This window comes from Enterococcus sp. AZ156 (assembly GCF_051714165.1).
Classification (GTDB): Bacteria; Bacillota; Bacilli; order Lactobacillales; family Enterococcaceae; genus Enterococcus_B; species Enterococcus_B pernyi.
Genome location: NZ_JBIORI010000001.1, coordinates 1,215,437 through 1,240,190, shown reverse-complemented (window position 1 = coordinate 1,240,190; position 24,754 = coordinate 1,215,437). Strand labels below are relative to the sequence as shown.

Genomic DNA, 24,754 nt, shown 5'->3' with positions numbered 1-24,754 from the left:
GTTTTTTTCGATCAGTCGAGAAACATTGTTAACATCTATTCTTACTGAATGGTTTATGCTAAACCGACACGTTCAAAAATGACATCCACATTTTTCATATGGTGGTTGTAATCAAATGCTTCAGCGATTTCTTCTGGTGTCAAAACAGAAGTGATTGCTTCGTCTTCTTCAAGTAAAGGACGGAAGGACACTTGATTATCCCACGCATATGCTGTCTTAGGTTGAACAAGATCATACGCTTCTTCTCTTGTCATCCCTTTATCAATCAATTTCAACATGACACGTTGGCTATAGATCAAGCCAAATGTCGCATCCATGTTACGTTTCATGTTTTCTGGGAATACCGTTAGATTTTTAACGATATTGCCGAAGCGGCTCAACATATAATCAAGTAGGATCGTTGTATCAGGTAGAATGATCCGTTCTGCAGAAGAATGGGAGATATCTCTTTCGTGCCACAACGAAACATTTTCATAAGCGGTAATCATATGCCCACGGATCACTCGCGCTAAGCCAGCCATATTTTCTGAACCGATCGGATTACGTTTATGTGGCATAGCAGATGAGCCTTTTTGTCCTTTAGCAAAAAATTCTTCGACTTCTCGTGTTTCCGATTTTTGAAGTCCACGAATCTCTGTCGCAAAGCGTTCGATACTGGTCGCAATCAATGACATTGTCGCAAAATATTCGGCATGTAGATCACGTGGTAAAACTTGCGTCGATACTTCTTGCGGACGGATGCCTAGTTTTTCGCAGACATATTCTTCAATGAACGGAGGGATATTCGCAAACGTACCAACAGCACCGGAGATTTTCCCTGCTTCTACGCCTTTTGCTGCATGTTCAAAACGTTCGATATTTCGTTTCATCTCAGAATACCAAGTAGCTAATTTAAGACCGAAAGTGGTTGGCTCAGCATGCACACCATGCGTACGTCCCATCATGACTGTATACTTATGCTCTTTGGCTTTTTCACCAATGATCGCTGTGAAACGTTTCAAATCTTCGCGCAAAATGTCATTTGCTTGTTTGATTTGGTAACCATAAGCTGTATCCACCACATCTGTACTTGTTAATCCATAATGGACCCATTTACTTTCGTCGCCAAGTGTTTCCGAAACTGCTCGAGTAAAAGCAACGACATCGTGGCGTGTCGATTGCTCAATCTCTAAAATACGAGCGATATCAAAAGACGCGTGTTCACGGATTTTCGCTACATCTTCTTTAGGTATTTCTCCTAATTCTGCCCAAGCTTCATCAGCAAGTATTTCAACTTCTAACCATGCTTGATATTTATTTTGCTCTGTCCAAATATTGCCCATTTCAGGTCGTGTATAACGTTCTAACATCAACTATTCTCCTTTAATCCCAAATATTCGTTTTTTCGATTTCTTTCAATGTCGACTCGATATCTTCTGTCAAAATCGTGATGTGTCCCATCTTACGACCTTTTTTCGCTTGTTTCTTGCCATAGAAATGAAATTTCCAATCTTGTTTTTTCGCAATCAAATTGTAACTTTCTAATAGTTGTTCACCTAAAACGTTGACCATGACGGCATCACTTAACAATGGGACTTTTTTAGGTAAAGGCCAACCGCAAATCCCACGGATATGCGCATCAAATTGTGTCATTCCGCATGCTTCTAAGGTGTAATGTCCTGAATTGTGTGGACGCGGTGCCAATTCATTCACATACAATCCACCAGTCTTCGTCAAAAACATTTCGACGCCCAGTGCACCGGACAAACTCACTGCTTCAGCAATCACTTTAGCAATTCTTTCTGCCTCTTCGATCACATCCGCTGAAACAGTTGCTGGCGCAATCGTTTCATGGAGAATATTATTACAATGGATATTTTCAACAACTGGAAATGTCGTATATTGCCCTTGCCCATTGCCTGCGACCATGATCGATAGTTCTTTTTCAAATGGAATCCAAGCTTCTAATACGCAAGTTCCTTCTCTTAAAAGATCCATCGCAGGAGCTAAGTCCGCTCGACTCTTCAGTACATATTGCCCCTTACCGTCATATCCGCCACGAGTTGTTTTCAAGACACAAGGATAACCGATACCATCGATTGCATCTTGGATATCTGTGGGACTGACGATCGTTGCATGTGGAGCGATCACGATATTATTTGTTTCTAAAAATGATTTTTCTAGTAGACGATCTTGCGTGATCGCCAACAAATCTGTTCCTTGAGGAATAAATGACATCGGCAAAATCGCATTCAGTGCTTCCACACTCACATTCTCAAATTCGTAGGTGATAACCTCAGTTCGTCTTGCAAGTTCTTCTAGAGCAAACGTATCATCGTAGGAACTTTCAATGTGCCAGTCCGCTACTTGAGCAGCCGGACAATCATTCATCGGATCAAGCACACCGACTTTGAATCCCATCTCTTTTGCACTGATCGCCATCATGCGACCTAACTGTCCACCACCGACGATTCCGATCGTCGAGCCTGGTAATAATGGTTTAACCAAGTTGATCACTACTTTCTATTACAGATTCAACCGACATTGCGCGTCGTTTCGCTAATGCAGCCTCCAACTCTAAATCATACATTGAAAGCATCTGTATCGCAAGTAGACCGGCATTAATTGCGCCTGCTTTTCCAATCGCTGTCGTCGCCACAGGCACGCCGCCTGGCATTTGGACAATGGATAGCAAAGAATCCAATCCGTTCAATGTTCGGCTTTGAACAGGAACACCAATAACCGGTAATGTCGTCTTTGCAGCAACCATCCCTGGTAAATGAGCTGCTCCTCCCGCACCTGCAATAATCACTTTTATACCTTTTTCTCGAGCTTCTTCTGCATACGAAAACATCAAATCTGGTGTTCGATGTGCTGAAACTACTTTCTTTTCAAAAGAAACGCCAAATTCTTCAATAATCTCACACGCATGTTTCATTGTCTCCCAATCCGAGATGCTCCCCATTATTACAGAAATTTTTGCAGCCATTCGTTTCTCCTCTCGATTCGTATTCACTTATATTTTATCAATCGCCCCTCTGTAAATCAAGATAAATTCGAATGAAAAATAGATAAAAAGATTTATTGTTCGTCTTTAACAAATCAACTCTTGCTTGTTGAAATCAAGTTTTTTCTGGTCCAAATCATTTGTTTTTTTTAAGGATATAACACTTTTTCTTCATGTATCCAAAATGCAGAGAGAATCTGTTCATGAATTTGCTACAATTAAAAAATTCGTCTGGGACATTCGTCTTCTCGCACCACCTAAAATCGAATAAACGGCAGGAACAAAAGTAAACTCTTCGAAAATAAGGCACCCTCCACAAAAATTTGAAAAACAAATTTCGTGGATGGCGCCTTATCTCTCTAAGCTAAAAAGGTCTCTACCTTATTCAATTACTAGCTATGATTTATAAAAGTAATCTACATCATTACTTCAATGCTTCTTTAATGATTCTCTCGTCTTGTTTTAGTCCGTTAAAAACTAAGTTCAACACAATTGCTGTGATACTGCTCATAACGATCCCATTTCCTGTGAACATTTGAACTGTTTCAGGTAACTGGCTGAATAATTCGGGCATCAAATTGAAGCCTAAACCAAAACCAATCGACACTGCAGCAATCAATAAATTTTTGTCATTTGTAAAATCTACTTCTAATAACATCCGGATTCCTTGGATCGCCACCATTCCAAACATGACCAACATCCCGCCACCAAGGACTGGTTCAGGTATGATTTGAGCCACTGCGCCGATTTTAGGGAATAAGCCCAAGATGATCAAAAAGAAAGCGGAAAAGTAAATGGGTTTTCTTGTTTTGATTCCTGAAAGTTGTACCAACCCAACATTTTGCGAAAATCCTGTATAAGGAAATGTGTTAAAGATACCACCTAAGATGACGGCTAACCCCTCTGCTCGATAACCTTTTTTCAACTGCTCTTCCCCGACTTTTTTTCCAGTGATATCTCCTAAGGCAAAATAGACGCCTGTTGATTCTACCATACTTACCATTGAAATGATGATCATCAATAAGATCGACCAGATTTCAAATGTCGGTTTTCCAAAGTAAAAAGGTTGCGGTACGTGAAAAACAGGGGCTTGTCCAATTGCTCCTAGATCGATTCTACCTAAAAAGGCAGCTAAGATACTTCCACCGATCAAACCGATCAAAACCGCAATGGATCGAATGAACCCTTTGCCTAATAATTGCACACCAACGATCAGTAGGATCGTGACAAACGCTAATAATAAATTCGTCAGATCACCAAAGCCTGGAGCAGTTGCACTGCCGCCACCCATTTTTTCGATGGCTACTGGAATCAACGTCAAGCCAATCACTGTAATCACTGTTCCAGTAACAATCGGCGGAAATAGTTTTTTGATCTTTGAAAAGAAACCAGCAACTAGCACAACAAAAATCCCTGACGCGATGATCGAGCCATAGATCGCACCGACACCTTCTGTGCTACCGATCAAAATCAACGGCGCAACTGCTTGGATCGCACAACCTAAAACAACTGGTAAACCGATCCCGAAAAAGCGATTGACAGTTAATTGCAAGAGCGTCGCTAATCCACACATGAAAATATCGATTGAGATAAGATAAGTCATTTGTTCTTGATTAAATCCTAACCCCGTACCAATCAATAACGGTACAGCGACTGCTCCCGCATACATCGCTAATAAATGCTGTAACCCTAAGACAGCTGCTTTTCCATTTTGAGTTTCTTTCTCCACGCTTACGCATCCTCCTCAAGAAAATCTACTTGACCATCAGAAAGTGATGCTACGCGGGCAAGTGAGACCACTTTTAAGCCCATTTCTTCAAGAAGTTGACGACCGTCTTGGAAGGATTTTTCAATGACGATCCCGATTCCCTCAACACTCGCACCTGCTTGTTGGCACAATTCGATCAAACCTTTTGCCGCCTGACCATTCGCTAAAAAGTCATCAATGATCAATACTTTATCTTCAGAAGACAAGAATTTACGAGAAATCGATATCGTGCTTGTTACTTGTTTCGTAAATGAATAAACGGATGCCGTCAATAATTCTTCATCCATCGTCAAACTTTTGGCTTTTCTTGCAAAGATCATCGGTACACCGAGCTCTTTAGCCGCAAATAAAGCAGGGGCGATACCAGAAGCTTCAATTGTCACCACTTTAGTGATTCCTTGTTCTTTAAATACTTCCGCAAAACGTTGGCCCATTTGTTCCATCAACACTGGATCTACCTGATGGGTAACAAAACTATCTACTTTCAACACGCCTTCACCCAAGACTTGTCCATCTTTATTGATACGTTCAACTAATTCTCTCACTTTATTTACTCCTTTTCTTGCTAAATTCATGCCACTCAAAATAGAAAAAAACATCTCTACTGCTCATGTATAAGCAAAAAAGATGTTTCACTACTTTTTCACTTATAGTCCAACATTTACGGTGCTGGCTAGAAACTGTCATCCTTATTATGACGATATATAAGTTGTTCGATATTCGATTGATAAATGATATTTTTAGAAACAAAATATTTTAATTTTTAAACGATGAAAACAGTCTAACACTTGTTTCTGAAACTTACAACTATATTTCTTGTTTTTCTCATGAAGGATTTATCTTTAGATTAGACTTGATAAACCTCATAGTTTCATCCTAGCAAACAAAATAGTATTTATGAAATAAAGCAACCAATCCCATAAAGGAAAAGGTTGCTAAAGCCAAGTTTATATCGATAACTATTATCTATGGTTGGTTGAATGATATTTATTTTCGTTTGGTACTCAATTGGTTTTCTCGATTTTTCGATACTTGTCCATTTTACGACTGAATAACTCTCCGCTACTAGGTGGTGTGTAGGTGATTGCATTGGCGCCAGCTTCAATCGTTTCTTTGATGCTTTCTTCCGTGGGACCTCCAGTCGCAATAATCGGTAATTCTGGGTACTTTTCTCGGAAAAAGCGAACAGTGTCTGCTGTATCTTTTCCCGCACTGATATTGATGATCGTAATGCCTGCTGCCAATTTTTCGTCGATTTCCGAGTATTTAGACGTGACTGTACTGATTACCGGTATATCAACCACTTGACAGACATCATGGACAGTCTCTACTGGTGTTGGACCATTCAAGACTACGCCTAATGATCCTTGTGCTTCTGCAAAAAGGCTCATATATGCCGAACGCATCCCTTGTGTCAAGCCACCACCGACACCTGAAAACACAGGGATATCCGCTGCTTCAATGATGCTTTTCGTAATCGCCGGATGGGGTGTAAAAGGATAAACTGCGATCACTGCATTTGCATTGGTGTTTCTGATGATCGCAATATCCGTGGTGAAGATAATCGAACGTATCAACTTGCCAAAAATTTTAATACCACTTGCTTCCATAATGACCTCTGGGACTCTCACGATATCCTTACGTAATTCTGTCATTATTTCTGGAACAAATAAATCTGCCATCCGTCCACTTCCGTTCTTTCCTGATTATTGATCGTATTGATTTAACTGGTAAGTTTCAATCACATGTATGATTTTATCAGCATATGTCGGATCTGTCGCATATCCTGCCGCCTGTAACGCATGAGCTGCTTCAATATAATTGGTCGCAGTGATCACATTCGCATACAATGCAGGATTCCAATCGACACCATTGACAAATAAAGCTGTGTGGTCATCCATTGATTGTTTCCACGAAGAATAGACTCGAAAGTCTCCTTGGATGGTGATCCATTCTTCATTGATATATTCTTTTGTTTCCAGATTGACTTTTTCTTCGTTCCCAAACGCTTTGATACCGAACAAGTTCTTATATTTACTGGCAAGCGTACTATTGCCCCAATCAGATTCAAGGATGGCTTGCCCAATAATGATACTTGGCAAAACGCCATAGCCTTGTTGTAGTTCTTTCGCATGTGGAACTAATGCGTTGATAAATTCCTGATGAGTCAGTGTTTCTTGTTGCTGTGCTTCCGTAGAGTAGGGCGATGACAAACTTCTCAAAGAAAAAACAAAAGCCATCATGATCAACATACTCCCTAAAACTACAGCAAACCAGCGATTATTTTTACGCCTTTGTTTTTTCCATTTGTTTTTTGCCATCTCTTATTCCTACTTTTCTTTTAGTTGGTCCAAGTACTCCTCCATCGTTAAATCGTTTGATGTGATATATTCTGCACTTTCTTTGCCTACATAACGCAGGTGCCAAGGTTCGTAAGTGATTTTTGTAATATCTTCTCGACCTTTTGGATAACGGATGATAAAGCCATATTTAGAGGCATTGTCCGCAAGCCATTTCGCACCTGGTTCGTCACCATATTTTTCATCCAATACAGTATTGGGATAATTGTTGTACCATGTTTCATCGACCACATCCACAGCTAAACCTGTATGGTGTTCACTGTAACCCGGTTCTGTCATAGTTTTTTTCGTAATCGCGGTCGCCTCTTCTTCAGTGACTCCCTGACTACTCATCACCTGTTGGACATTTTGAGCGAACACCTCTTGTTGTGTCGCAACTGAGCGATAGGCCGATACCATAACTAAAGGAAAGCCCGCAGCTTTAGCTGCGTTAGCCAGTTCTTCATAATCAGCTTTAATACGTTTGTCGATCAGATAGCCATTATCTAGCGCAGCCAATTGGTTGGCTTCATCGATTTCTGTCTCGATTTTATGATCAGGTCCTACCAATACTAGCGACCAATCATCCAACTTAACATCTGGCAAATCACTAGAGGTTGCTTTTTTTGTTGCTTTTTCTGTACTTTCTTCTGTCGCACTCGTCGTATTTGTTTGTTCTGTCTTTGAATTATCAGCTTGAGCTTTCGTATCCGTCCGACTCTCACTAACAACCAGATAGCCCATCGCAACAATCATAATCACGACTGAGATAACGCCTAAAATTTTATTCACGCAAAAAATCCTTTCATTCCCTTTCTGGTTCCACTTTCTCACTCACGTAAGTTTCTTCCAGATTTTCATTTACCCAATCTAACAACTCGATTTTCTCCCCTTCGATTTGCTTTTGAACTTCTGCTGGTAATCGAAAGTTCAAAATGTCATCATAACCCCACTCATCATATTGAATACTGACTTTCAAGTCAAGATATCCATTGACAATTTGATCATTTTTTAAAGGGAGCAACTCTACATTCGCACTGCCACTACTTACCCATTTCTGAGCAATACGTGTTTTGATTTGCTTATATTCGGCTACTGCAACGTTTCTTTTTTCAGGGAAAATAATGGTTTGACGTAGAATTTTTTGCGTCAACATCCATTCATAGTCCGTAAAAAGATTTTTCACTTTTTGCATGACCTCGGATGGTAAGTTTTGTTCACCACGCTTCCAAGCTTGCCAAGTTGTTTCATCCACCAATAGATAAGTATCTAAGAAATTTTCTTCTGTTTCAAATTGTTCGAGTAAAACACTCATAATAAGATCAACGTATACTTGATGCATCGCAATCTCCTCCTCCTTCTTATTCTACTTAAATTAAGGTAAAAAATCATCTATTAGAACATTTCTTTCACCTTTTTTTAGAAAGCAATTCTTCAAAACGATTGGAAGTCCTTTTTTTGATATAATAATAGCGAAACCAAGAGTATTCAACTAAATACCCTTATATTAAATATATCACGTCAAGGAGAGATGAAAAATGAAAAAATACCAATGGGGCATTGTCGGTCTAGGATCGATTGCTAACGAATTTGCAGAAAACTTCGATCAAACATCAAGTGAATTGGTTGCTGTTGCATCACGAACTTTGGAAAAAGCACAGGATTTTGCTACACGCCATTCTATCAAAAAAGCGTATGGCGATTATCATGAAATGTTGCAAGATGCTGAAGTTGATATCGTGTATATCGCCGTTCCGAATCGTCAACATATCGACTATATTCTTCCTGCCTTGGAAGCTGGGAAACATGTCTTATGCGAAAAAGCCATCACGATGAATAAGGCAGAACTTCAACAAGCCATCCAATTAGCCGAACAAAAACAGCTGATCTTGGCAGAAGCGATGACGATTTTCAACATGCCTTTGTATCATCAACTTCGTTCAATGATCGATTCAGGCAAGTTAGGTGCATTAAAGATGATCCAAGCACCTTTTGGCAGTTACAAAGAACCTGATCCGACCAACCGCTTCTTCAACCCTGATTTAGCAGGTGGAGCATTACTTGACATTGGAACCTATGCTGTTTCATTTGCTCGATTCTTTTTGAGCTCACAACCGGAAGTCATCGCCTCTCGTATGATTCCATTTAAAACAGGTGTCGATGAACAATCTGTAACGATCTTGCAAAATAAAGAAAATGAACTAGCTACGATCAACCTGACCTTCCAAGCAAAAATGCCAAAAGTCGGAATCGTTGCTTTTGAAAATGGGTATATCTCGATCAATGATTATCCTAGAGCTGACCAAGCCGAAATCATGTATACTGACGGTACAAAAGAATTGATCGAAAGTGGCCATCGTGCGCAAGCAATGAATTATGAAATTGAAAATATGGTAAAAATGATCGAAGGAGAACTTCCAAACCGTTCCCTGTACTTAACCACCGAAGTGATTGCACTCTTAGATGATATGCAAGAGCATTGGAAGAATAACAAATAAACAAAATACAAATAAGACGAAGCGAGAATGGTCTCCTCATCGCTTCGTCTTATTTGTTCACTTTTCCGCATCCACTATCATCTGCTGAGAAAATTCTACTTTTATTTCAATAAAACTTTTAAATGACTGTAAAAACTGAAACAATTCCGCACGATCCTCAAATTCACTTCGAGTAGTCGGCAATGGCATTTGACGATACATTCCATAGACCTCTTCGATCCGTGTCAATATTTCTTTGCCATCATTTGATTCAGAAAATGTCTCAGCTGTATAGATCAACAAGCCGTATATATGGTCGCTATAAGGCACTGGGTCCTGGATATAAGCTAAATTTTCTTGCATATCTTGGATCACATTGATCTGAGCCCGTCGCATAGAAAAATAGGTTTCATAGTATTGATTTTGTCTAAGCAAGTTATTCTCTTGGTGATTCCGTGCATATGCTTGACTTTCTCGAATATAAACTTGTAATTCTTTGCATAACCCTTGATTTTCGTAAGCTTCGCCAGAAAGCAAAAAGTCTGCCATATTCTTCAAAAGAAGACGAAATCGCTCTTCGATGATCATTTGATTTTCCTTTAAACGTTTTTTACTATCTGGCATATAGACATTAGATAACAAAGCAAAGCCTACACCAATGATCATCAAGGCTGCTTCGTTTGTGATCAATTGCCAACTCATACTTTGTTCACTAAGATAATGAGTGATCAAGACTGAGTTTACAACGATTCCTTCTGTCAATTTGAACCGCACGGCGATTGGAATAAAAAATAATAGAAAGACACTGAAACTGATGATTCGATAGCCCAAAAGTGTAAAACACATGTAGGCAATAAGCGTAGCGACAATAAATGCAGCGACTCGATAGATCCCAGTCATCAAGGTGGAGCGACGAGTATTCCCTACGCTTAACAACGCAATAATACCGGCAGATGGCCAGAATAATAAGGAAAAGTAGTTTGCAACCAACATGGAAGCAAATACACTGATGACCGTTTTTACCGTTCTCATTCCAATACGCATGATCGGCTCCTTTCTTTTTATTGAATTATACTAAATTCGTTCATGAAAAACTAGCAATCCAAGGTAAGTTTAGTTATGATATTGTAAAGAACGTAAAGGAGAGTATACTATGCAATTTGGACGCTTTCGACTTGGTATGCGTACAATGAAGAGTGCTTTAGCCGTTTTCTTATGTATTTTGATCTTTCATCTCTTTGATCGTGGCATTCCAATGATTGCTGCCCTATCTGCTGTTTTTTCCTTGCGCCAGGATTTGACTACGACCTTTTCTTTTGGTCGCTCGCGTATTATTGGCAATCTACTTGGTGGCGGATTAGGTATTTTCTATTTTTTTGTAAAAAGTTACTTCCACAATGATTTTTTAGTTGAACTGATCGTTCTCCCACTTTTAGTGATCATTGTGATCGTCTTATCTGACGGTATCAATAATAATTCTGGAATCATTGCTGCTATTGCAACATTATTACTGATCTCTTTAAGTATCCCTCAAGGAGAGTCAGCCTTCTATGCGATTGAGCGGGTTTTCGATACATTTATCGGGACATTTATTGCTATCGGTATCAATTTTTGCTTGCGTCCGCCAGAAGTTGAAAAAAAAGAAGAGATTGTCGAGGACTTAGAACAATTAAGAAAAAAAGAGCAGGCTTTACTTGAAAGTCTTGAAGAAGTAAAAGCACAGATCCGTGAGCAAAATGAAAATAAATAGCGAACCAACAAAAGACTCAAAGGACATGATCCTTTGAGTCTTTCTTAAGTTATTCTTTCGGTTCATTTGATCCTTCATAGACATTCAATTGTCTAGAATTTCCACGAGTGGAAAGATTCTCAATGATATCTTTGATGTCCAATCCAGTTGTTTCTTTCAACGTTTCTTGTGTCGTCGACAACAAGTTTGTCGCATAGCTTGTCACTCGATTGGCGCCACCTGCTTCACCTGAGGAGTTTCCTGTATCAACAACAGAGATTTTTTCGATATTGCCTAGCGGTTGTGCCGCTTCACGCATCAATTGAGGCAACATTTCGATCACCATGCTAAGCACAGCAGCTTCTCCATATTCTTTGAACGCATCTGCGATTTTTTGTTTTGCTTCTGCTTCCGCTTTCCCTTTTGCTAACGTGGCTTCTGCCTCGGCTTGTCCAGCTAAACGAGTTTGGTTGGCTTGGGCTTGGGCTAAGGCTTCGATTCTAAATTGTTCTGCTTCTGCCTCAGTCACTTCTTTGACTTTTTGTGCTTGGGCTTCTTGTTCTTTGGCGTAACGATCCGCATCGGCTTTTTTCTTCACTTCAGAATCGTATTGTTTTTCACGACGAATGATTTCTTTTTCTTCTAATTCGATTTGTTTTTGACGTTCGACGACTTTTACTTGCATCTCTTGTTCGATTACTTGTTGTTGTTCTCTGGCACTTTCTAAATTATACGCTTGGTCAGCTTTTGCTCGTGCCACATCTTGCTCCTGTTTATAGGCAGCTAATTTCAATTCTTTTTCTTTTAAAGATTCGGCGATCTCTGTTTGGCGTTGTAATTCTGCGGCTTGAGATTCTTTCTCTGCTTCCGCCTTTTTGATACGCGTTTCTTTTAGTGCTTCTGCTTCTGCAATATCTGCATCACGTTTGACTTGAGCAATCCGTGGTTTCCCCAAAGAATCCAAATAACCATTTTTATCACGGACTTCTTTGATCGTGAACGAAACAATGATCAAGCCCATTTTTGCTAGATCCACCGAGGCAACTTCTTGCACACTTTGGCTGAATTTGTCACGATTTTGGTAAATTTCTTCTACTGTCATCGAACCTAGGATCGACCGCAAATGACCTTCTAAGACTTCACGGGCTTCATTTTCAAGTTCTTCTCGCGTTTTCCCTAGAAATTGTTCCGCTGCTGTCGCAATTTCTTCGACAGAAGAACCGATCTTGATGATCGAAGTACCGTCACACATCACCGGCACACCCTGCTCTGTATAAACTTCTGGGGTAGACACGTCTAATTTGCTTGATAATAAACTGATGCGATTCGAACGTTGGAAAACTGGTAATACGAATGCACCTCCACCGCGGACGATTTTGATTTTATTGTTACTCTCGTCGGCATGGACATTTTTACTTCCCAAGTAACTACCACTGATGATCAATGCTTCGTCAGGCTTTGCCGTTTGGTACTTAGCGACAAAGACGATTAATAACATTAAAACGATCAACACTGCTAAAACAATTGCAACAAACACTCCAGATATTTCCATTTCTTCCACTCCTTTACATTTTCAACATACTTTCGTACGGTGTAACATAACAAACACGGTCTCTTACTTCAATGATCAAAACCTTTTCGCCACGTCCGATCATTTTCTCTTGGGGCGTATAAAAACAAGCAGGGCGACTGATTGAACCAGTAACACTTTTTAATTGGATTTCTCCCATTCCCTGGATCGGTATCGGGGTCACCACTGTCGCGATTTGACCTTCTAATGTTTTTTCAGAAGTTGATAGCGTCGATTCTGCGTGCTTCATCGGCATCAAGATATAAAAATTCAACAAAAAAACTAAAACGGTTGCAATAATCGCGCTGATCACGAAAATCACTAATGAGGACTGGTTGGTCAAGGATTCACCTAAATAACCTAATAAACTGGTAAAAGTCAACCAGGGAACGATCAGCATCGGATCAATAGGTCCATCGAAATCAAAGATATCTCCAAAAATAACAAGTAACACTGCAACCCCAGCGCATATGAGTAAAACGTACCAGTAAATCGTGATGATTGCGATTCCTCCTATCATCTCATTCGCCTCCTTTGTGTACAAGATTATCATATCATACTAACCTATATAATTAACCTACTTTGGATAAAGTTTTCACTTTTAGTCCGCTTGGTTTTGGATTATACTAACAAAGGAGGTGAACGAATGAAAAATTTAAAAAAACTATGGGGTACATTGATCTCTATAGTTGTTTTTGGCGCAATTGGCTTTATCGGAATGGATCTATTGAATGTAGAACAACCGATCTCAAGTGATTACAGTGAATCTAGTTATACTGCTTCAATCGAGAGTGAATCGGGAGTTTCTACTGACCAACGATCAAACATGAATACATATAGTATGGAATCTTCTGATAAACCAGTCGAAAGTACAAGCAAAAGTGAAGCTACTATCACAAGTAGTATACCTGACTCATCTGAGCCAAGAAACAACGGCTTACCTCAAGAAGAAGACTTAGCACCGACTGGAAACAATCCTGGGCCACAAGAATTAGGAACAGCTTCCTTTGATGTGGCTGAGCTCTCAACAAACAAAGGATGGATCGAGTATCATGAGCTTGATCGATTAGGACGTCCCACTGGTGCGGATGCCTTATTGGAAAAATCAATGATCAATACAGGAACCAGCGCAAACCGTGACATCCGTCCTCCTGGATTTATTTCTGGACCCAGATATGATCATTCTCGCGGACATCTGATCGCTAAACAGTTCGGTGGTAGTGGCGACGACGAAAGAAATCTAGTTACTTTGTTTCAATTCCCAGTAAATGATCCTTACATGAACTACTATGAACTAAAAATCCGTAAGGCGTTGAATCATGGTGAAACTGTACGCTATCGTGTTACTCCACATTATGTTGGCGATGAACTCATCCCTGAAAGTGTCGAGTTAGAGGCAAAAGGAACAGGCAATAACCCAACGATTGATTTTACGGTATTGATACCAAATAAAAAGTAGGTGAAACGATTGTTTGAACAATTGAAGCAAAATCGTACATTAGAAGAAACACTCGCATGGCTGGAAGAAAACGAGCTGTTCGATTATGAGGAACTTGTGTTTTTCCCTTCTTACCAACATTTCAAAGCTAGTATTCTGCGAACAATCGATTATACCTCCCTGGATGAAGTGGAGGTCGCGAATCTCCTTTCATCCTTTCACTTGGTGGCTCGTACGATCGATGGTGATTATCTCTTAGCAAATGAAAAAACGGTTTGTTTGTTTCCTCGCTCTCACCAAAAAGAAGAAATCCAGCGATTTAATGGGAGTTTTGCCGATCTACTAATAAGATACGCATACTCTTCGAAATCGATTGTCGAATTTTTTTAACTTTCTACTAACTAAGGTTGCTCGCATTAACAATGACAAACTGGGGCTTTATCTTTGAACATTTAACAAAAAACGTATCGCGTATGTTTAGGTATATGAAACAAAAAAACGTCCGAAATGATCATTCTCATTTCGGACGTTTTTACTAACTTATTTTATAAACTAGTTTCTTCTTCCAACGTTACTTGGGTTTAGTGTGAATAAAAAGCACCTAGTTACTTTGGTATCTTTCTATGTTTTTTTCAATAATATGAATGATCAAGCACCTACCCTGTAACTTCTAGCTGATAAAACATATTTTTCGATTTCTACTAAGAAGAATAAAAGTAATCCAGGTAAAAGACTGATGACGACTTCCGTACTTGATAGTAGGTTTGTTCCTAAAGCCATTCTTAATGGTGGGAACCAGATCATCGCAGCTTGAAGCAAAATCATGATCCCAATTGAATAAAACAATGCGGTATTTTTCCATAATCCTCTATCTAAACTAAATTCGCTGATCCTACGACAATTGATCATATAGAAGGCCTGACCAAACACCATCGCATTGATCAACACCGTCTGACGTGCATCGTTTGAGACATATTCCATCGCAGTTAAGCCTAAGATCGTCAAGATCATCCCTACATATAAAATGCGCACCAACGCATATCGTGACAAAATCCGTTCATTCAATGGTCGTGGTCGTCGACTCATCACTTGTTTTTCTGCCCGTTCAAATCCTAAAGCATAGGACAAGGTGATCGAAGCAACTAGATTCAACCATAGGATTTGCACAGTCGTCAAAGGTAATGGGGAGTTTCCGATCAATGAGAATAGTAACAATAATCCTTGCGCCAAACATGTTGGTAAATAAAAGAGAATCGTTTTCTTCAAGTTGTCGAATATCCGACGTCCTTCTTTGACTGCATAAGCGATCGTCTCAAAATTATCATCGACTAAAACCATATCTGCTGCTTGCTTACTAACATCGCTCCCTTTGATTCCCATAGCAATCCCGACGTCAGCTTTTTTCAATGCTGGTGCATCATTTACACCATCGCCGGTCATCCCAACAATTTCACCTTGCGCTTGCAGATAAGAAACGATTGCCAATTTGTGTTCTGGTGTCGTTCGCGCAAATACATCGTTTTCACTTACTGCGCGTTGCCATTGTTGCTCTGACAGTTGATTCAGCTCTTTTCCTGTGATTGCTGTTTGATGATTTTGCAATCCTAGTTGTTTTGCGATGGCTTTCGCTGTCAGTGGATGATCGCCTGTGATCATTTTGACACGTATTCCAGCTTGTTGCATTGATTTCACTGCTTCGATTGCTGACTCTTTTGGTGGGTCGATCACACCGCATAAGCCAATCATCGTCAATGCTTCATCTAGTGCATCATGAGATAAGTCTTCATCGCCGATTTCTTTCATCGCAAAAGCTAACACACGTTGCCCTTGACTCGCTAAATCCTCATTTTTCTTATGCCAACGTTTTTTATCGATCGACTGGCTCATACCTCTAGCATCCATTTGTTGTCCCGCTTTTTCGATCAATACATCCGGTGCACCTTTTACGAACAAGATTTTCTTGCCATTGATCTCATGAACAGTTCCCATGTATTTATACGCTGAATCAAAAGGAATTTTGGCAATAGGTGAATGGATTATTGCCTGTTGCGTATTTGTATAACGTAATAATGCAAGTTCTGTTGCATTTCCTGTTTCAGGACAATCCCCATCTGCTAATTGTGTTTCTTGACAATTATGCATCGCTTGTAACAAATATTCTTCGACTTTTGTATGTGATACTTGTGCAAATGATTCAGGCGTATACCAATCATTTAGTGTCGCTATATGAACTAAAAACATTTCATTTTTTGTCAATGTCCCTGTCTTATCTGAACAAATAACCGTCATCGCACCTAAGGTTTCTACTGTAGGCAATGTTTTTACGATGGCATTCTTCTTTGCCATTCGATTCACGCCAATCGACAAAATGATTGTTAAAATCGACGGCAGGCCTTCTGGAATCGAAGAAACGATCAAAGCAATGATCGCCGTAGCGATATAGCCCCATGTCATACCATAATAAAAATACGAAACAAGAGCAATTAACAAAATCAACGCACTGATTCCTTTAAATATACTTGTATTCATTTCCTTGATTTTCTTCAATAACGGGGTTTCTTGTTCTTCAACAGTTGATAAAGAATGACTGATTTTACCGATTTGAGTATTCGAACCTACTTCAACAACGACACCTAATCCATTGCCAGATTCAACTTTAGTGCCCGAAAAAGCCATATTTACTTGTTCAGCTAATTCTGTATTTTCAGGTAAGCTATCAACAGTTTTGCTGACAGAATGTGTTTCTCCTGTTAAAATCGCCTCATCCACTTGTAAATTGAATGATTCGATGATCCGAACATCTGCTGGTACGATATCTCCAGCAGTCAAGACTACTTGATCGCCGACGACCAAGTCTGCCGGATCGATCTCTCGTTTTTTTCCATCTTCTAAAATCACTGCTTTATCACTCAATAATCCTTTGATACTATCTAAAGAAGAAGCTGCTTTTCGTTCTTGGAAGTACCCGATCATCGCATTTAGAAAAACAACTAAAAAGATCATGCTACCTTCCATCAATGCACCAGTTGCAACTTTCAATATCGCTGCCCCTAATAAGATGTACATCAACGCATCATGGAAATAAGATAAGAATTTTTGCCATTCTGGTGTTTGATCTTTTTCTTCCATTTTATTTTTTCCATATTTTTTTTGACGTTCCAGCCGATCACTCTCTGTGATATATTCTGTGACTTGAACTTGTTTGATTGTTTCTTCCGTTGACTTGTTATACCATTCCATACTTTTTCTCCTCCAACACTAACTAATCTATAATCAGCTTACAGGTTAGAGTAACTCTAAGGTCAAGGGTTTCGTGTAAATAATTTAAAAATACTCGCTTTTTTGAATCAACTAATAGTAAAATGAGGAACAGATATAAAGTATAAATAAAATCAAACGGAAGTGAATCGATTGAAAATCAATGAATTAGCAAAATTATATGATATTACCCCACATACTTTACGTTACTATGAAAAAATCGGTTTGATCCAACCAGATTATGACGATAACGGTTATCGAAATTATTCGTACAAAGAATTAGAACAACTAAATACGATTCGCGATCTGCGATATTTTGATGTTTCTTTGCCTGAGATCGTCGAATATCTGAATAATAAAAATATCGATCGAACAAAAGAACTTTTACGATTTGAAATTGATTCTTTGCATCGTTTGATTGCAGAATCAAAAGAAAAAATCTCCTTATTAGATGATCGCTTACAGTTGATCTATGAAGTAGAAGATACTCCATTCAATCAACCGATCGTGATGGAACATCAATTACGTCAAGTAATCAAAGACGATGAAATGACGACTAGCGATGATGTCGATTACGCATTGAAACAGCTGCATAAAAAACATGAGAAACAACTCAGTGCCAACAATCAAAATTTATTTGGAAGTATCTTACATGAAGAGTCAGATTCTTTTGCCTATCAAGTCTTTTATTTCTATCCAGAAACTGCCTCTTTGATCAATGAGGTGTCCACGTTACCATCCGGGAAATACTTGACCTACACTTACCAAGGAGCCTATGAGCAACAAGTCACAGGCATTCAAGAAATGAAAAAATATGCACAAACACATCAACTAGAATTAAAGAGTCCATTTTATGAACTCTATCTCGTAGATTTCCATGAAACCAATGACCAGAATGAATTTATTACACGCTTAGAAGTATTGATCCAGTAACCAACTATTTATCTAAAAAACACCACAAAAAAACAGCCAAAAGAGAGTAAAACTACGAGTTGCTTCTTCCTTTTGGCTGTTCATTTATTCTTTTTTACGCATGATAACGTTCAATACCATCTAAATAAGTGGCATCTAAGGTCATGTCAGGATTCAAGACGATGAAATCAGCATCTCTTCCTTTAGCAATCTTTCCACATGTATCGTCGATCTTACAGCTAACTGCAGGAACGTACGTAGCCATCATGATGGCTTGTTCTGGTGTAGCTAAGCCCCAATCTACGACATTTTTGATTGCTTCTTTTAATCTTAGGATACTTCCAGCTAGATTTCCAGATTCTAAACGAGCTGTTCCATCTTTTACGACTACTGGGAACTCACCTAAATTGTAATTACCATCAGGCATTCCACCAGCCATCATGCAATCCGTGATCAAAGCCACATGTTCATGTCCTGCTTTTTCCATCAGGATCTGTGCTGCATTTGGATGGACATGATGACCGTCACAAATCAACTCAGAAAATACGTGATCCAATGATAATAATGCGCCGACCATACCTGGCTCACGATGGTTCAAGCCACGCATCCCGTTAAACGCATGAACAAACACGCTTGCACCTGCTTCAACAGCTGCTTGTGCTTCATTGATCGTTGCATTACTATGACCTAAAGCAACTACAACGCCTTCATCTGTCACTTGTTTTACAAATTCTTCGACACCTGCGCGTTCTGGTGCTAATGCGATTTTTTTGATCAATCCGCCTGAAGCTTCTTGCCATTCATTGAAGACTGCCAAATCAGGGTCGCCAAAATAACTTGGGTTTTGCGCGCCTTTATGCTCTTCTGTAAAGAATGGTCCTTCAAAATAGATCCCTTTGATTTTAGCGCCAGGAGCTTCATGGTACATTTTTCCGATCGTCTCTGCCACATCTCTTAGACGTTCTTTACTAGAGGTTAATGTTGTAGGTAAAAAGGCAGTTACCCCACAAGATAACAGACCTTCTGACATAGCTTTGATTCCTTCTGCGTCATTATCCATAACATCGTGATTCATAAACCCATGAATATGTGTGTCTACAAGTCCAGGGGCGATCCATTTACCGCTTTGATCAATGATCGTTACTTCACCAACTGGTTTTTCTGAAAGATATTCGCCAAAAAGCCCATCAGTGATTTCAAGATATCCAGCGTTTTTCACACCAGATGCTAAAAAGAATTTGTCAGCATAGATATAAGTTCTCATTCTATTCTCTCCTTTGATGATCTACCTTTAAATTACTCTTATTTACGAAAGAAGTCAAGAATGGTCTACACCATTTATATACTTTTAGCAATCTTTTTTACTGCTTGAGCTAATTCTTCATAAAACAATGCTTTTGACAGTTCATTTTGCTGTTTGTAGATCAAACTTTTTAGAATAAATAAATCATTTAAATAATAATAGCTATTTTTTTCTTGTGCCCAACGAATCCCTTGATTCACTTGTTCAAGGGCTGCTTGGCGTTCTCCTTGATGAAATAGAAAACTACCATAATTATAAAAAATCTGGGTCAATTCGCTTTTGTTGTGCTCGTTGATCGTATCATGTAAGAGTTGGACGCTACGACTTAAATAATATCTTGCTTCTGTACTTCTCCCTGCAACCCCATAGACTTTACCAATACAGCTGATCAATTGGATCTCTATATCACAGACATGTGTCCGATCTTTTTGGCTGGAGTAAGTCAATGCTTCTTTCAAGTAACTAAGTGCCTTTACTAGGTTTTTCCTTAATGTAAATTCACAAACACCTAAATAATAATAATACCGTTGAAAATCCTCAGCTGAATAGAGATTCTCTGTCACCTTCGCTGATTTTAGTTCTTGTTCTAATTTACGATAATCTCTTTTTAAAAAGTAAAGATCCAGAAGATCAAACTGTCTAGTTGCTGCTCGAATCTTGTCCTTGGATAAGTTCATTACATAATCGATCGTTACACCAAGCCTGTGACAGATCTGAGCCATCACTAATACATTTGGTAACTCTTCGTTATTTTCGATTCTACTCAGCACACTTTGAGAACAAATGCCTTGTGAAAGCATTTGTTGAGTCATTTTTTGTTCTTTTCGGATTTCTTTGATGATCGTACCAAAGGAATCGACTAATGCTTCCATAAGTATCCCCCTCTCAAAAAAATATGCGTATTCGCATGACTACATGTATTGTACTTGACTACTTTGTAAACTTCAAGAAAAGTCCAATAGCAACGAATCATTTTTCAAAAATTGACATTAAAAAAACGCCTCGGTATCGGGACGGCTTTTAGGTGAAGTCGTATTTACTTTATAAAAAAATTTGCCAATCACATCGTTTTTACTACTCGTTGGCTCTTACTCGAAACTGGTTATTTGCAGGTGTCAAATGAGAATAAAACTCAGACAAAAACGGTTGATTTAGTGAAGTAAGCAAATGCCCATAAGAATCGTTGATTCCAATTGTTATAGTGATTCACTTACTTCATAAAATCTTGATTTATCCCGTCAGTTACTCGCTTACGCTTAAAACTACCTACTTAATACACACGCACAACAGCCAAAATATGACATTTCCTATCTTTGTCGGTAGGTTGTCAGGAATTCACGCATTTTTTTCGCCGTTACTTTTAGATCGTCTAATTTTGGTAAGTAAACGATTCTGAAGTGGTCTGGATCAGGCCAGTTAAAACCGCCTCCGTGAACAAGTAAAATCTTATGCTCGTGCAGAAAATCTAATACGAACTGCTCATCATTGGTAATATTGAAGCGTTTCGTATCGATTTTTGGAAAGATATAAAAAGCTGCTTTCGGCTTAACCGCTGATAATCCAGGGATATCATTGATTGCATTATAAATGTATTCTCTTTGTTCGTAGATCCGTCCACCTGGCAATAGCAATTCATCCACACTTTGGTAGCCCCCTAGGGCAGTTTGGATGATTTGTTGTGACAGAACATTTGAACAAAGACGCATAGAGGAAAGCATATTCAACCCTTCGATATAGCCTTTTACATTTGATTTGTCACCACTCAACACCATCCAGCCGACACGGAATCCCGCCACACGATGTGATTTAGATAGGCCATTCAATGTGACAACGAATAGATCAGGTGCTAAAGTCGCAATCGGGATATGCTCTAAGCCATCCATCACTAAACGATCATAGATTTCGTCTGAATAAATGATCAATTGATGTTCTCGTGCGATTTTCACGATTTCTTCTAATAATTCTTTCGGATATAAAGCTCCTGTTGGATTATTAGGATTGATGATCACGATTGCCTTTGTCCGGCTGGTAACTTTAGATTTGATATCCTCAATATCTGGATACCATTCGGCTTGTTCATCGCATACATAATGAACTGGTTTTCCTCCAGCCAAAGAAACAGAAGCTGTCCATAAAGGATAATCTGGCATTGGCACTAATACTTCATCGCCATTGTCCAACAGCCCTTGCATACACATCGTGATCAGCTCACTGACCCCATTACCAGTATAGATATCATTGATCGTCACATTTGGAAATTTTTTCAATTGACAATACTGTTCAATCGCTTTTCGTGCAGAAAAAATCCCTTTTGAATCCGAATAGCCTTCTGAATCTCTGGCATTCATGATCAAATCACGGATCACTTCATTTGGTGCCTCAAATCCAAATGGTGCTGGATTTCCCGTATTCAATTTTAATATACTGATGCCCTCTTCTTGCATTCGTTCTGCTTCTTCAAGAACCGGTCCGCGGACATCGTAACTTACGCCTTCTAATTTGTTGGATTTTTCAAATTCTCTCATAGTGATCCAATCCCTCGTTTCAAAAAAGTTAGAAATTTCTGATTATACCCATTTATTTCCATATCATACTCCATTCATCTGGATTTTGCCACCGTTTTAAAGAAATCCTAGATGAAAATCAACTTTTTTTACTTTTATTTCTCATGCCGATCGTTCCAAAGATTTGCTGCCCAATCCATAGCAATTCCGATAATCACACCTAAGAATATCCCCATGGTCAATTGTCCAAATGCAGATCCAATGATAATGCCTGCCACCATTCCTAAAATTGAAAATTCCCCATCATATTTATTCATGATTTTCCTCTTTCATATCTTGACATCTATTTCGTTACTCGCTATGATTAAAGTGTTGTTTCTTGCAGACGTGATGGAACGGCAGACATGCAAGATTGAGGGTCTTGTGAGCGTAAGCTCGTGTGGGTTCAAATCCCATCGTCTGCATAAATAAGTAAAACTCATGGTTTATGCCATGAGTTTTTTTGTTTGTTATTAAAAAAACAAGGCAGTTCATCGAGTCAATTTACAATTTTTCTACCTATATAAGAGTAATCCATTAGTTCTTGATATCGAACATTGACTTTGTTCTCTCATTTGATGATCTTCTGTTTAGGGAAGAGACTATTTTCAAAAGCGACAACAATGTTTGATTTTTCTAATACCGTGTAGTCTTTGACGACAAATTGCTTACGGTTATTATAGTAGCCTTTCACAAATATCTTCATTCCTTCATCTACATCGGCAATAAAATTAAGACTATGATTAGCAATCAAGCAATTCTCTGAGCCTAAAGTAAAACGGATCAGTGGTCGTTCCCCTAGTTTGATCGTTCTGATTTTTGAGACTGTTCCATATTTTCTTTCCATTGTCATCTCTCCCCTCATCACCATTATACGAACAAACGTTCCGTTTTTCAAGTGATTTTCCTTGGAAAAAAAACTCTAAAAAAGTATCTTTAACGTCTACTTATTCACTTGGCGATCAACGATTTGTTGAGATTTTTCCGCCGTTTGCTTTGCATCGTTTCTCGCTTTTTCTAATTGTGCGATATAACTTCTCAAATTACTATTTTCTGCTGAAATAGTTTCTAATTGTTTCTTCGCGGTTGCTAAATCAGTTTGCAAATTTGTTTTTTCTCGATTTAATTGGCTGATTTGTTCGTTTAATTGATTAACAGTACTTTGCATCTCTGTATATTTGCCCTGGATTTCTTGAAGTCTAGTATTCCATTGACTATTTAGGGTATTGATTTCGTTTATTTTTTGAGTTATTTCATTGATCTTATTGTTGATTTCGATTTGTTTGTCATTTAATTGATTTTCTTTACTAGTTAATTGGTTTTGTAAATTTGCATGTTCAGCAACCAATTGGCTTTTTTGCGTTTCCAAGTCAGTGATCTTTGTTTGGTATTCTTGCGCTTTTGTTTGTATATTTTGAAGATCTTGATTTTTTATTGCTAATTGACTATTTAAGTCAGTGATTTTTTGGTCATGGCTTGTTAACTGTTGATCAAGTTTTTCTAAATTTTCGTTGATCTTAGTGATATCAGATTCTCCACCCCAGAATAAAACTTCTCCTGCAAACCGTGTGCCCGTATAACCAATAGCCCCTAGCAACAATGCAATCAATCCAGTAATCATCCATTTTTTTTTCATGTTCTTCTCCTTAATAAATATTATTATTTTATAACCAGCTAAATCTAATCTTTTACTTGTCTATTGTCAAGACATATCTATTTTAAATTTTCAAATTCTATAAAACGTTGAAATGAAAGGACTATAAATTAAATTACAGGCAATATTTTAGTACAAATTCTTTAATTGTTTTATAATAATAGTATGTCATATAGGAAAGGGGTAATTTCAATGAAAACATTAGATATGATTGCTTTAACATTGTTGATTGTTGGAGGATTGAACTGGTTGTTAGTCGGTTTATTAGAATTTGATTTAGTTGCGACGATTGCAGGCGGCTCTACGACTATTTTAGCTAAAGCTATATATATTATTGTTGGGATTTGTGCTATTTATTGTTTGAAATTCTTTCCAATGATCTCCAATCGTGTAGAACATCAATAATTGGGATTTGATTTTTTTAGAACATGGGGCAACTATTTGCTCCATGTTTTTTTATTATTTACTCCTTTGATTGTCGTCATTAGGCTTAAGAATAGCTATTATGACTGATAGATAGCCACCCATTTTATCTTCTACAATAGAAAAAAACATATTTATTATCCGCTTAATATTTTCTTAACTAATTTTTTTCATCAAAAAACGAGAACATACATTCTTTCAATTAAAAGAAAGAAAGCGTTTTTCGATTACATATGTTTCGTTGAATATTACAAAAAAGGTAGCTTTGTCATAAACTGTTACGTTTTTATCACCTATGAAATGTCTCATCATGGTAAAGTATTACTCGTTAGCGAAAACAGCTAATCAAAATAA

Annotated in this window: 25 protein-coding genes, 1 tRNA gene and 1 riboswitch; of the genes, 7 read left to right on the top strand and 19 right to left on the bottom strand. The window is 38.5% G+C overall.

The genetic code is table 11. The annotated features are described in order from the left end of the window. Positions 1–53: 53 nt before the first annotated feature. From purB to IGJ95_RS05915, 9 genes are all read right to left on the bottom strand, one after another. Positions 54–1,349 carry an adenylosuccinate lyase gene (purB, locus tag IGJ95_RS05955; protein WP_010735686.1) on the bottom strand — a complete coding sequence of 432 codons (1,296 nt, stop codon included), beginning with the start codon at positions 1,347–1,349 and terminating at the stop codon, positions 54–56. 13 nt (positions 1,350–1,362) lie between these two features. Further along, the gene (gene purK, locus IGJ95_RS05950) at positions 1,363–2,487 is read right to left on the bottom strand and encodes a 5-(carboxyamino)imidazole ribonucleotide synthase (protein WP_010735687.1); all 1,125 of its coding nucleotides are present in this window, start codon (positions 2,485–2,487) and stop codon (positions 1,363–1,365) included. Beyond that, positions 2,480–2,968 carry a 5-(carboxyamino)imidazole ribonucleotide mutase gene (gene purE, locus IGJ95_RS05945; protein ID WP_010735688.1) on the bottom strand — a complete coding sequence of 163 codons (489 nt, stop codon included), beginning with the start codon at positions 2,966–2,968 and terminating at the stop codon, positions 2,480–2,482. Before purE ends, purK begins: the two co-directional genes overlap by 8 nt. Before the next feature lie 442 nt (positions 2,969–3,410). Next, complete coding sequence (locus IGJ95_RS05940) at positions 3,411–4,715, bottom strand: nucleobase:cation symporter-2 family protein (protein WP_019723457.1); 1,305 nt, start codon at positions 4,713–4,715, stop codon at positions 3,411–3,413. 2 nt (positions 4,716–4,717) lie between these two features. Next, the gene (locus IGJ95_RS05935; RefSeq protein WP_019723458.1) at positions 4,718–5,299 is read right to left on the bottom strand and encodes a xanthine phosphoribosyltransferase; all 582 of its coding nucleotides are present in this window, start codon (positions 5,297–5,299) and stop codon (positions 4,718–4,720) included. An 85-nt stretch (positions 5,300–5,384) separates the two neighbouring features. Continuing rightward, positions 5,385–5,482: riboswitch (purine riboswitch) on the bottom strand. Between the two features lie 276 nt (positions 5,483–5,758). Continuing rightward, on the bottom strand, positions 5,759–6,436 hold the full coding sequence (locus IGJ95_RS05930; RefSeq protein WP_010735691.1) for a hypothetical protein: 678 nt from the start codon (positions 6,434–6,436) through the stop codon (positions 5,759–5,761). A gap of 24 nt (positions 6,437–6,460) precedes the next feature. Next, complete coding sequence (locus IGJ95_RS05925) at positions 6,461–7,075, bottom strand: glycoside hydrolase family 73 protein (protein ID WP_023519513.1); 615 nt, start codon at positions 7,073–7,075, stop codon at positions 6,461–6,463. Between the two features lie 9 nt (positions 7,076–7,084). After that, positions 7,085–7,885: a M15 family metallopeptidase gene (locus IGJ95_RS05920; RefSeq protein ID WP_019723460.1), complete on the bottom strand. Its 801-nt coding sequence runs from the start codon at positions 7,883–7,885 to the stop codon at positions 7,085–7,087. Positions 7,886–7,898: 13 nt separating this feature from the next. After that, positions 7,899–8,435, bottom strand: coding sequence for a hypothetical protein (locus IGJ95_RS05915; RefSeq protein ID WP_010735694.1), 537 nt, complete (start codon positions 8,433–8,435; stop codon positions 7,899–7,901). Positions 8,436–8,631: 196 nt separating this feature from the next. Here IGJ95_RS05915 and IGJ95_RS05910 point away from each other — a divergent pair, with 196 nt between their 5' ends. Beyond that, entirely contained in the window at positions 8,632–9,591 is a 960-nt protein-coding gene (locus IGJ95_RS05910; protein ID WP_010735695.1) for a Gfo/Idh/MocA family protein, read from the top strand. A gap of 57 nt (positions 9,592–9,648) precedes the next feature. Here the strand turns inward: IGJ95_RS05910 and IGJ95_RS05905 are convergent, their stop codons facing one another. Beyond that, complete coding sequence (locus IGJ95_RS05905; protein ID WP_023519510.1) at positions 9,649–10,614, bottom strand: aromatic acid exporter family protein; 966 nt, start codon at positions 10,612–10,614, stop codon at positions 9,649–9,651. Between the two features lie 109 nt (positions 10,615–10,723). Between IGJ95_RS05905 and IGJ95_RS05900 the strand changes: the two genes are divergently transcribed. Beyond that, positions 10,724–11,320 carry an FUSC family protein gene (locus tag IGJ95_RS05900; RefSeq protein WP_010735697.1) on the top strand — a complete coding sequence of 199 codons (597 nt, stop codon included), beginning with the start codon at positions 10,724–10,726 and terminating at the stop codon, positions 11,318–11,320. A 49-nt stretch (positions 11,321–11,369) separates the two neighbouring features. On the opposite strand, the gene IGJ95_RS05895 is transcribed toward IGJ95_RS05900, so the two are convergent. Both IGJ95_RS05895 and IGJ95_RS05890 read right to left on the bottom strand, forming a co-directional pair. After that, positions 11,370–12,851 (bottom strand): flotillin family protein, encoded by a 1,482-nt coding sequence (locus tag IGJ95_RS05895; protein WP_019723963.1) that lies wholly within the window; start codon positions 12,849–12,851, stop codon positions 11,370–11,372. A 13-nt stretch (positions 12,852–12,864) separates the two neighbouring features. Next, entirely contained in the window at positions 12,865–13,389 is a 525-nt protein-coding gene (locus IGJ95_RS05890) for an NfeD family protein (RefSeq protein ID WP_438761558.1), read from the bottom strand. 126 nt (positions 13,390–13,515) lie between these two features. Between IGJ95_RS05890 and IGJ95_RS05885 the strand changes: the two genes are divergently transcribed. Then, a complete protein-coding gene (locus IGJ95_RS05885; protein ID WP_010735700.1) occupies positions 13,516–14,328 on the top strand; it encodes a DNA/RNA non-specific endonuclease in 813 nt (270 codons plus the stop codon). Between the two features lie 9 nt (positions 14,329–14,337). Continuing rightward, the gene (locus IGJ95_RS05880) at positions 14,338–14,697 is read left to right on the top strand and encodes a hypothetical protein (protein WP_153830422.1); all 360 of its coding nucleotides are present in this window, start codon (positions 14,338–14,340) and stop codon (positions 14,695–14,697) included. Positions 14,698–14,955: 258 nt separating this feature from the next. On the opposite strand, the gene IGJ95_RS05875 is transcribed toward IGJ95_RS05880, so the two are convergent. Beyond that, positions 14,956–17,547 carry an HAD-IC family P-type ATPase gene (locus IGJ95_RS05875; RefSeq protein ID WP_153830390.1) on the bottom strand — a complete coding sequence of 864 codons (2,592 nt, stop codon included), beginning with the start codon at positions 17,545–17,547 and terminating at the stop codon, positions 14,956–14,958. A gap of 162 nt (positions 17,548–17,709) precedes the next feature. On the opposite strand from IGJ95_RS05875, the gene IGJ95_RS05870 reads away from it, so the two are divergent. Beyond that, positions 17,710–18,498, top strand: coding sequence for a MerR family transcriptional regulator (locus tag IGJ95_RS05870; RefSeq protein WP_224434662.1), 789 nt, complete (start codon positions 17,710–17,712; stop codon positions 18,496–18,498). A 94-nt stretch (positions 18,499–18,592) separates the two neighbouring features. Here the strand turns inward: IGJ95_RS05870 and nagA are convergent, their stop codons facing one another. The 4 genes from nagA to IGJ95_RS05850 all read right to left on the bottom strand — a co-directional run bounded on the left by nagA (position 18,593) and on the right by IGJ95_RS05850 (position 22,601). Then, a complete protein-coding gene (gene nagA / locus IGJ95_RS05865) occupies positions 18,593–19,741 on the bottom strand; it encodes an N-acetylglucosamine-6-phosphate deacetylase (protein WP_010735705.1) in 1,149 nt (382 codons plus the stop codon). 74 nt (positions 19,742–19,815) lie between these two features. Then, positions 19,816–20,652 carry a helix-turn-helix domain-containing protein gene (locus IGJ95_RS05860; protein WP_010735706.1) on the bottom strand — a complete coding sequence of 279 codons (837 nt, stop codon included), beginning with the start codon at positions 20,650–20,652 and terminating at the stop codon, positions 19,816–19,818. Between the two features lie 435 nt (positions 20,653–21,087). After that, a complete protein-coding gene (locus IGJ95_RS05855; protein WP_023519505.1) occupies positions 21,088–22,305 on the bottom strand; it encodes a pyridoxal phosphate-dependent aminotransferase in 1,218 nt (405 codons plus the stop codon). 134 nt (positions 22,306–22,439) lie between these two features. Then, positions 22,440–22,601: a hypothetical protein gene (locus tag IGJ95_RS05850; RefSeq protein WP_019724415.1), complete on the bottom strand. Its 162-nt coding sequence runs from the start codon at positions 22,599–22,601 to the stop codon at positions 22,440–22,442. Positions 22,602–22,665: 64 nt separating this feature from the next. Here IGJ95_RS05850 and IGJ95_RS05845 point away from each other — a divergent pair. Then, positions 22,666–22,748: transfer RNA gene (locus IGJ95_RS05845), tRNA-Leu, on the top strand. 146 nt (positions 22,749–22,894) lie between these two features. On the opposite strand, the gene IGJ95_RS05840 is transcribed toward IGJ95_RS05845, so the two are convergent. Together IGJ95_RS05840 and IGJ95_RS05835 are read right to left on the bottom strand one after the other, a co-directional pair. Continuing rightward, complete coding sequence (locus tag IGJ95_RS05840) at positions 22,895–23,170, bottom strand: hypothetical protein (RefSeq protein WP_034691354.1); 276 nt, start codon at positions 23,168–23,170, stop codon at positions 22,895–22,897. A 96-nt stretch (positions 23,171–23,266) separates the two neighbouring features. Beyond that, positions 23,267–23,959: a hypothetical protein gene (locus IGJ95_RS05835; RefSeq protein ID WP_010735710.1), complete on the bottom strand. Its 693-nt coding sequence runs from the start codon at positions 23,957–23,959 to the stop codon at positions 23,267–23,269. A gap of 210 nt (positions 23,960–24,169) precedes the next feature. Here IGJ95_RS05835 and IGJ95_RS05830 point away from each other — a divergent pair, with 210 nt between their 5' ends. After that, a complete protein-coding gene (locus IGJ95_RS05830) occupies positions 24,170–24,382 on the top strand; it encodes a DUF378 domain-containing protein (RefSeq protein WP_010735711.1) in 213 nt (70 codons plus the stop codon). Positions 24,383–24,754 lie beyond the last annotated feature (372 nt).

Bases quoted from the DNA above. Each gene is read 5' to 3' on its own strand.
- purB (WP_010735686.1), bottom strand. From the start codon at position 1,349: ATGTTAGAACGTTATACACGACCTGAAATGGGCAATATTTGGACAGAG.
- purE (WP_010735688.1), bottom strand. From the start codon at position 2,968: ATGGCTGCAAAAATTTCTGTAATAATGGGGAGCATCTCGGATTGGGAG.
- IGJ95_RS05930 (WP_010735691.1), bottom strand. From the start codon at position 6,436: ATGGCAGATTTATTTGTTCCAGAAATAATGACAGAATTACGTAAGGAT.
- IGJ95_RS05925 (WP_023519513.1), bottom strand. From the start codon at position 7,075: ATGGCAAAAAACAAATGGAAAAAACAAAGGCGTAAAAATAATCGCTGG.
- IGJ95_RS05915 (WP_010735694.1), bottom strand. From the start codon at position 8,435: ATGCATCAAGTATACGTTGATCTTATTATGAGTGTTTTACTCGAACAA.
- IGJ95_RS05910 (WP_010735695.1), top strand. From the start codon at position 8,632: ATGAAAAAATACCAATGGGGCATTGTCGGTCTAGGATCGATTGCTAAC.
- IGJ95_RS05905 (WP_023519510.1), bottom strand. From the start codon at position 10,614: ATGCGTATTGGAATGAGAACGGTAAAAACGGTCATCAGTGTATTTGCT.
- IGJ95_RS05900 (WP_010735697.1), top strand. From the start codon at position 10,724: ATGCAATTTGGACGCTTTCGACTTGGTATGCGTACAATGAAGAGTGCT.
- IGJ95_RS05895 (WP_019723963.1), bottom strand. From the start codon at position 12,851: ATGGAAATATCTGGAGTGTTTGTTGCAATTGTTTTAGCAGTGTTGATC.
- IGJ95_RS05890 (WP_438761558.1), bottom strand. From the start codon at position 13,389: ATGATAGGAGGAATCGCAATCATCACGATTTACTGGTACGTTTTACTC.
- IGJ95_RS05885 (WP_010735700.1), top strand. From the start codon at position 13,516: ATGAAAAATTTAAAAAAACTATGGGGTACATTGATCTCTATAGTTGTT.
- IGJ95_RS05875 (WP_153830390.1), bottom strand. From the start codon at position 17,547: ATGGAATGGTATAACAAGTCAACGGAAGAAACAATCAAACAAGTTCAA.
- nagA (WP_010735705.1), bottom strand. From the start codon at position 19,741: ATGAGAACTTATATCTATGCTGACAAATTCTTTTTAGCATCTGGTGTG.
- IGJ95_RS05860 (WP_010735706.1), bottom strand. From the start codon at position 20,652: ATGGAAGCATTAGTCGATTCCTTTGGTACGATCATCAAAGAAATCCGA.
- IGJ95_RS05855 (WP_023519505.1), bottom strand. From the start codon at position 22,305: ATGAGAGAATTTGAAAAATCCAACAAATTAGAAGGCGTAAGTTACGAT.
- IGJ95_RS05850 (WP_019724415.1), bottom strand. From the start codon at position 22,601: ATGAATAAATATGATGGGGAATTTTCAATTTTAGGAATGGTGGCAGGC.
- IGJ95_RS05840 (WP_034691354.1), bottom strand. From the start codon at position 23,170: ATGGAAAGAAAATATGGAACAGTCTCAAAAATCAGAACGATCAAACTA.
- IGJ95_RS05835 (WP_010735710.1), bottom strand. From the start codon at position 23,959: ATGAAAAAAAAATGGATGATTACTGGATTGATTGCATTGTTGCTAGGG.
- IGJ95_RS05830 (WP_010735711.1), top strand. From the start codon at position 24,170: ATGAAAACATTAGATATGATTGCTTTAACATTGTTGATTGTTGGAGGA.